The organism is Roseisolibacter sp. H3M3-2 (genome assembly GCF_029211165.1).
Taxonomy (GTDB): Bacteria; Gemmatimonadota; Gemmatimonadetes; order Gemmatimonadales; family Gemmatimonadaceae; genus Roseisolibacter.
Genome location: NZ_JARGEK010000247.1, coordinates 1 through 7,463 on the forward strand (window position 1 = coordinate 1; position 7,463 = coordinate 7,463).

At 77.7% G+C, this 7,463-nt stretch carries 7 protein-coding genes; 4 read left to right on the forward strand and 3 right to left on the reverse strand.

Annotated features, from left to right (window positions below; all coding sequences use genetic code 11):
- A partial coding sequence (locus tag PYV61_RS17560; RefSeq protein WP_275833991.1) for a LysR substrate-binding domain-containing protein occupies positions 1-909 on the reverse strand: 909 nt, incomplete at its 3' end.
- Positions 910-1,003: 94 nt separating this feature from the next.
- On the opposite strand from PYV61_RS17560, the gene PYV61_RS17565 reads away from it, so the two are divergent.
- Positions 1,004-1,342, forward strand: a complete 339-nt coding sequence (locus PYV61_RS17565) for a hypothetical protein (RefSeq protein ID WP_275833993.1) — start codon at positions 1,004-1,006, stop codon at positions 1,340-1,342.
- Here the strand turns inward: PYV61_RS17565 and PYV61_RS17570 are convergent.
- Together PYV61_RS17570 and PYV61_RS17575 are read right to left on the reverse strand one after the other, a co-directional pair.
- Entirely contained in the window at positions 1,233-2,684 is a 1,452-nt protein-coding gene (locus PYV61_RS17570; protein WP_275833995.1) for an MATE family efflux transporter, read from the reverse strand. The two genes, PYV61_RS17565 and PYV61_RS17570, sit on opposite strands and share 110 nt — an antisense overlap.
- An 87-nt stretch (positions 2,685-2,771) precedes the next feature.
- Positions 2,772-3,905, reverse strand: coding sequence for a GGDEF domain-containing protein (locus tag PYV61_RS17575; protein WP_275833997.1), 1,134 nt, complete (start codon positions 3,903-3,905; stop codon positions 2,772-2,774).
- A 166-nt stretch (positions 3,906-4,071) separates the two neighbouring features.
- On the opposite strand from PYV61_RS17575, the gene PYV61_RS17580 reads away from it, so the two are divergent.
- From PYV61_RS17580 to PYV61_RS17590, 3 genes are all read left to right on the forward strand, one after another.
- On the forward strand, positions 4,072-4,347 hold the full coding sequence (locus PYV61_RS17580) for a hypothetical protein (protein WP_275833999.1): 276 nt from the start codon (positions 4,072-4,074) through the stop codon (positions 4,345-4,347).
- A 49-nt stretch (positions 4,348-4,396) separates the two neighbouring features.
- Complete coding sequence (locus PYV61_RS17585; protein ID WP_275834001.1) at positions 4,397-6,469, forward strand: ATP-binding protein; 2,073 nt, start codon at positions 4,397-4,399, stop codon at positions 6,467-6,469.
- Between the two features lie 3 nt (positions 6,470-6,472).
- Positions 6,473-7,463, forward strand: a 991-nt coding sequence (locus PYV61_RS17590; protein ID WP_275834003.1) for a PAS domain-containing protein, incomplete at its 3' end; no start/stop codon positions are given.

Here is a 7,463-nt window from a genome sequence, read left to right on the forward strand (position 1 = left end):
CGCGCCCCTCGCGGCCGGGCGCGCGCTCGCGACGGCGCGGAGCGCGGTGACGAAGCGCTCGCGCCCCGGCTGCCGGTCGCCGCGCCGCCACGCCGCCGAGAGCGCGAGCTTCACCGAGAGCCCGCGCACCGGCCGGTAGACGACGTCGGGGCGCTCCAGCCGCGCCATCGACCGCGGCACCAGCGCGACGCCGACGCCGGCGCCCGCCAGCGCGACCAGCGTGTGCCACCCCTCGGCGACCTGCGCGACCGCGGGACTGAACCCCGCCGCGCGGCACCGCGCCACGATCGCGTCGTACAGCGCCGGGTCGGCGGGGCGCGGGAAGAGCACGAGCGGCTCGCCCTCCAGGTCGGCCACCGCCGCCCGCCCGCGCGCCAGCGGGTGCGCCGCCGGCACCGCGGCGAGCAGCGGGTCGGCGAGCACCGGCTCCGACACCAGCCAGCGCGCGGCGTCGGGCGGCAGCGCGTGCAGCAGCCCGACGTCGATCCGGGCCTCGCGCAGCGCGTCCCACTGCTGCGGCGAGTCCAGCTCGAACAGCGACAGGCCGATGTTCGGCAGGTGCGAGCGGAAGAAGCCGAGCACCGACGGGAGCGCGCCGGCGTAGGTCGCCGCCTCGGCGAAGCCCACGCGCAGCCGCCCGACCTCGCCGCGCGCGGCCCGCTGCGCGGTGCGCAGCGCGCGCTCGGCCTGCGCGAGCACGAGACGCGACTCGCCGAGGAACGCGCGCCCGGCGGGGGTCAGCTCGACGCCGCGCGGCACGCGCTCGAACAGCGGCGTGCCGACCTCGCGCTCGAGGTCGCGGATCTGGCGGCTCAGCGGCGGCTGCGCGATGTGCAGGCGCTCGGCGGCGCGGCCGAAGTGCAGCTCCTCGGCGACGGCCACGAAGTAGCGGAGGTGGCGGAGCTCCATACCTGTCGGGTATCGGTCGGGACGAAAATCGTCTTGGACCGGCCGGGCCGGAAGGGCTAGCTCTCGGGAGACCCCCACCGACCCGGAGCCCCCGATGCGCAGCCTCCTCCTGCTGGCCCTCCTCGCCGACCCGACCCCCGCGGTCACCTACCGCATCCGCGCCGCGGGCGACGCGCGCCTCCCCGCGGAGGTGACGGTCGCCAGCGCGCCCGGCGGGCTCGCGGCGAGCTACCGGGTGGCCGGCGACGCCGCCGCGCGCCCGCTGGCGCTGACCGTGATCGGCACGGACCTCGTGCTGCAGGGGGAGACGCCGTCGGGCGTGCTCACGCTGCGTCTGTACGGGCAGAACGATCCGCGGCCGGGGGCGCCGGTGACGGGGCGCTGGTGGCTGGGATCGGCGGAGGGGACGCTGCGGGGAGTCCCGCGCCGCTGAGCGCCGGCGCGCCGAGCCGGCGCCCGAACTCGCGGCGCAGCAGCCACAGGCTGAGCGCGAGCTGCACGTACACGCTCGTCACGGCGAGCAGCCACACCCACGTCAGCCGGAACCCCGGCTGGCGCGACAGCACGAGCGTCGGGACGATCACCAGCGCCATGCGCGCGCCCGACGCCACCAGCGACGGGATCGTGTTCCCCATCGCCTGGAACATGCTCGAGGCGACGAAGATGAGCCCCGACGCGACGTAGTTCCACGAGATGATCCGCAGGTACTCCGAGCCGACCGCCACCAGCGCCGGGTCGTCGGAGAACGTGCGGATCATCGCGTCGGGGGCGACGTGCGACAGCACGGCGAACAGCGCCATCACGCCGCTCGCCATCAGCGCGGCCTGGCGGAACGTGGCGCGCACGCGCTCCGGCCGCCCGGCGCCGAAGTTCTGCCCGGCCACCGGCGCCACCGCGAACCCGAGCGCGACGACGGGCATGAAGCCGGCCTGGATGACGCGCATCCCGACGCCGAACCCCGCCTGCGCGGCCGCGCCGAACGGCAGCGCGACGGTGTAGACGACGAACTGGTAGAGCGCCATCATCGAGAACTCGAAGCCGGCCGGGAGCCCGACGCCGAGCATGCGGCGCCACGCGGCGGGGCGCGGGCGCCAGCCGTCGGCGTCGAAGCGCAGGTAGGCCGTCTCGGGGACGAAGTACCAGCCGAGCCACGCCAGCCCGACGACGATCGCGACCAGCGACGAGATCGCGGCGCCGGCGACGCCGTACGCGCGCCCCGTCCCCCAGCCGAAGATCAGGAACGGCGCGAGCGCCATGTTCAGGACGACGCTCGCCGTCGACACGAGCATCGTCGGGCGGAAGTTGCCCGTCGCGCGCAGCGCCGCGCCCATCGCGCCGAGCGGGAACTGGAGCGCCATCGCGGGGACGAACCAGCGCAGGTAGTCGGCGGCCAGCGCGGCGGTGCGCGCGTCGGCGCCGAGCGCGCGCGTGTAGCGGCCGAGCAGCGCGAGCCCGAGCACGAGGAAGAGCGCGCCCACCGCGGTCGCGAGCAGGAGCGCCTGGTGGAACAGGTGCCGCGCCTCCGCCTGGTCGCGCCGCCCGACCGCGTGCGAGACGACGGTGGTCGTGCCGACGCCGAGCATCTGCCCGATCGCCAGCGTGAGGAAGGAGATGTTGCCGGCGATCGAGACGCCGGCGACGGCCTCGGTGCCGAGCCGCCCCACCCAGTACAGGTCGACCAGGAAGTAGAGCGTCTGGAAGACCATCATCACGAGCATGAAGCTCGTGGTCTTCAGGAGGTGCCGGCTGAGCGAGCCGGTGGTCAGGTCCTGCATGGCGGGCGGCGGGGCGGGGGGAGGCGGTCGTCCAACATCGGCCCCGACGGGCCGCGCACGCCAGGGGTCGCCCGACCCGTCGGCCGGCTACGCGGCGCCCAGGACGCGCGTGGTCATCCCCGGGGCGTGCGGCACCCAGCGGCCGCGCCCGAGCGCCTTCGCCTGGTACATCGCCACGTCGGCGTCGTGCAGCAGCGAGGCCGACGTGGCGCCGACGCCGGCGCGCGCGACGCCGACGCTGGCCCCCACCGCGGCGGGGCCGCCGGCGAGCGCGAACGGCACGGTGAGCGCCGCGACCACCCGCTCGGCGACGACGGCGGCGTCGGAGTCGCTGCGCACGCCGTCGAGCACCACCGCGAACTCGTCGCCGCCGAGGCGCGCCGCCGTGTCGCAGCCGCGCGTCGCGCTGAGGAGCCGCGCGCCGACGAGCGTGAGCAGCGCGTCGCCCGCGGCGTGCCCCATCGTGTCGTTGACCTCCTTGAACCCGTCGAGGTCGAGCAGCAGCACGGCGACGCGCGCCGGCTCGCCGTCGGCGCGGGCGCGGGCGAGCGCGCCGTCGAGCGACTCGACGAAGCGGGCGCGGTTCGCGAGCCCGGTCAGCGAGTCCCAGTACGCCAGCCGCGCCAGCGCCTCGGTCGCGCGCTCGGCGCGCGCGTGCGCCGCCGCGCGCCGGCTCTCGAACACGAACAGCAGCAGCGCCGTGCACAGCACCAGCCCCGCGTGGCTCCCCAGCGTCAGGCGCTCCGTCCACTCGGGCGGGTACGTGGTCGGGAAGCGGACGCCGCGCGCCTCGACGGCGTAGAGCGCGGCCAGGGCGGCCACGCAGGCCGCGGTCCAGCCGACCGCGCCGCGGCGGCCGAGGAGGAGCGCGGCGAAGAGCGGCGGCGTGACCAGCCACGGGGCGGCGAGCGAGGACAGCCCGCCCTCCCGGCCCACCAGCGCGAGGACGACGGCGAAGCACGTCGCGGTGACCGCGTGGCCGGCGGCGCGCGTCCACGGGCGCCGCCCCACCATGGCCAGCACCGCCGGCCCGACCGCCGCCCCCGCCGCCAGGATGACCGCGCCGTCGCGGAAGCCGACGACGTAGCGGTACACGAGCGCGTACGCGAGCGCGACGCCCATCACGACCAGCGACAGGACCACCGTCAGCCCCGCGCGCCGGCGCGTCTCCTCGTCGCCGCGGAGCGACGGGTGCAGCAGCGCGTCGAGCCGGGTGCTCATGGCCGGGGTGGGGGAGGGTGCGGCGGGGGCGGTCGGGGCAAGGACGCGCCGCGCGCCCGGCGGGCAACCGCGGGGGAGCCGCCGCCGGCGCGTCATACCCGCACGGTATCGGCGCCCACCAACATCGTCTTGGACCCCGGCGCCCGGGACGGCTAGCTCTCGATGCATGGAGCACCACACGTCCCGCATCTACCACCCGCCCGGCACGGTGCGTCTGCCGACGCCCGCCGAGCTCACCATAGAGAGTGATCCCGTGGCCAACTTCGGCACCCGACTCGCCTACCCGCCGCCGCGCCGCGCGCCGGCGACCGGCCGACCGCCCTCGCTCGTCCGCCGCGCCCTCCGCGCGCTGCTGCGCGCCGTGGACGAGGCGCCGTTCGACCTCGCCTGGCCGCCCAGCCCGGGCGCGGTCGTCCGCCGGCGCGCCGCCTTCGAGCGCTAGCGTCCCGTTCGGCTATCGCGGGCCCGCGCGCCGGTACATCGTTCGGCGCGTGACCGCCGCCGAACCCGCCGTACCCGCCGCCCCGCACGACGAGGCCCGCGCCGCCCTGGCGCTCGCCGCGCTGCTGTTCGAGACCCGGGCGGCCGGGGTGGCGTACGTGGACCGGGCGCTGCGGTACGTGCGCGTGAACGACGCGCTGGCGGCGATGAACGGGCGGCCGGCCGCCGCGCACGCCGGGCGCGCGATCCGCGAGGTCATCCCGGACGCCGCCGCCGACCTCACCGAGCCGCTGCTGCGGCGCGTGCTCGAGCGCGGCGAGGCGGTGGTGGACCTCCCGCTGCTGCTCGAGACCTCGCGCGGGCCGCGCCACTTCGTCTCGGCGTACCACCCGATCCCCGGCCCCGACGGGACCACCGTGGGGGTCGTCGCGGTCGTGCTGGAGTACGCGCCCGACGAGGCCGCGGCGCGCGAGACGCTGCGCGCGAGCGAGGCGCGGCTCGACGCGGTGCTGCAGCAGCTCCCGGTCGGCGTCATCATCGCGCAGGCGCCGTCGGGGCGGCTGCTGCAGGCGAACGCGCAGGCCGACGCGATCTGGGGGCGCGAGGCGCCGCTCTCCCCGGACGTGGCGGGGTACGGCGACTACGCCGGCTTCCACCCGGCGGACGGGCGCCCGCTGGCGCCCGAGGAGTGGCCGCTGGCGCGCGCGGTGCAGCGCGGCGAGACGGTCACGGGAGAGCTGCTGGACTTCCGCCGCGGCGACGGCACGCTGGGGACGCTGCGCGTCTCGGCGGCGCCGGTGCGCGACGCGGGGGGCGACGTCACGCACGCCGTGGTGGTGTTCGAGGACACGACCGCGCAGCGCGACGTGGCGCTCGCCGAGCGGGCCGCGCGCGAGCGCGCCGAGCGGCTGCAGGCGCGCGCCGCCGCGCTGGCCGCGGCGCGCACGCTCGACGAGGTGGCGACGGTCGTGGTGTCCGACACGGTCGTCGCGCTCGGCGCGCGCACCGGCGCGCTGGCGGGGCGCGCGCCCGACGGCGACGCGCTCGTCCTGCTGCGCCAGGAGGGGTTCCCCGAGCGCGTGGCGGCGCGCGTGCGGCGCCAGGCGTTCGACCTCGCGAGCCCGCTGATCGAGTGCTACCGCACGCGCGCGCCGATCTGGATGGAGGGGCGCGACGGCCCCGACGGGCTCGACGCGCGCTTCCCGCCCATCGCGCCGGTGTGGGACGTGCTCGGCGTGGGCTCGGCGGCGTTCGTGCCGCTGATCGCCGCGGGCGAGGCGGTCGGCGTGATCTCGTTCGCCTTCGCGGGGCCGCGCGTCTTCCCCCCCGAGGAGCGCGCGTTCCTGCTCGCGCTCGGGCAGCAGGCGGCGCTGGCCGTCGAGCGCGCGCGCCTGTTCGAGGCGGAGCGCGCCGCGCGCGCCGAGGCCGAGGCGGCCAACCAGGCCAAGAGCCAGTTCCTGGCCGTGATGTCGCACGAGCTGCGCACCCCGCTCAACGCCATCGGCGGCTACGCCGAGCTGCTGGAGCTGGGGATCCGCGGCCCGGTCACCGAGGCGCAGCGCGAGGACCTGCTGCGCATCCAGGCGAGCCAGCGCCACCTGCTCGGGCTCATCAACGAGGTGCTCAACTACGCGCGGCTGGAGACGGGGGCGGTGCGCTACGAGCTCGCGCGGCTGCACGTCGCCGAGCTGCTGGCCGCGGCCGAGGGGCTGGTCGCGCCGCAGGCGCGGGCGCGCGGGCTGACGCTGCGCGTGGACCCGGGCGCGCGCGGGCTGGCGGTGCGCGCGGACGCCGAGAAGGTGCGGCAGGTGCTCGCGAACCTCCTCTCCAACGCCGTGAAGTTCACCGACCGCGGGGGCGCGGTGGAGCTGTCGGCGGCGGCGCGCGACGGCCGCGTGGCGATCGTCGTCCGCGACACCGGGATCGGGATCCCGGCCGACAAGCTGGACGCGATCTTCGAGCCGTTCGTGCAGGTGCGGTCGGACCTGACGCGCCCGCACGAGGGGGCGGGACTCGGGCTGGCGATCAGCCGCGACCTGGCGCGCGGCATGGGCGGCGAGCTGACGGTCGAGAGCGCGCCGGGCGCGGGCAGCACCTTCGTCCTCGTGCTCCCGGAGGGCTGAGCGGTGCTGCAGACGTTCCTGATGGCGCTGAACGACCGGCTGCGCCCCCTCACCGAGCCCGAGGCGATCCGCGAGGAGGCGGCGCGCGCGCTGCGCGAGCACCTCGGCGTGGACCGCGTGGGGTATGCGGAGGCGGAGGCCGACGGGCGCGCCGTCGTGGCGGTGTGCAGCCTGACGGGCGACGGGATGCCGCCGCTGGCGGGGCGCTTCCGCCTCGACGACTTCGGCGCCGAGGTGGCGGAGGCGCTGCGCGACGGGCGGTCGGTGCTGCACGCCGACGCGGCGACGCACGCCGGGCTCACCGAGGGGGAGCGGGCGGCGTTCGCGGCGCAGCGCATCCGGGGCGCGGTGTGCGCGCCGCTGCACAAGGGCGGCCGGCTGCTCGCCGTGCTGTTCGCGCACCACCGCGCGCCGCGCGCCTTCACGCCGGTCGAGGTCGCGCTCGTCGAGGCGGTCGCCGAGCGCACGTGGGACGCGGTCGAGCGCGCGCGCGCCGAGGCGGCGCTGCGCGAGGGGGAGGCGCGCCTGCGCCTGGCGCTCGACGTGGCCGATGTGGGCACGTGGAGCTGGGACCTCGCGACGGGCGGCGGGGAGCTGGACGGGCGCGGCGCGGCGATCATCGGCGTCCCGGCCGGGCGCCTCGGCGACGTCGCCGCGATGCAGCTGGCGACCATCCACCCCGACGACCTGGCGGCGGTGCAGGCGGCGGCGCAGGAGGGGCTCGCGCGCGGCGGGACCTTCCCGCTCGACTACCGCGTCGTGCACCCCGGCGGGCGGGTGCGGCACGTGGCGTCGCGCGCGCACGTGGTGCGCGACGAGGCGGGGCGCCCGCAACGGCTCGTGGGCACGAACCGCGACGTGTCGGCGGCCCGCGAGGCGGCGGCGGTGCGCGAGCGCCTGCTGCGCGCGCTGGAGGCCGAGCGCCGCCGGCTGGAGGAGGCGCGCGAGCGCGCCGACCGGCTGCAGGCGCTCACCGCCGCGCTCGCGGCGACGA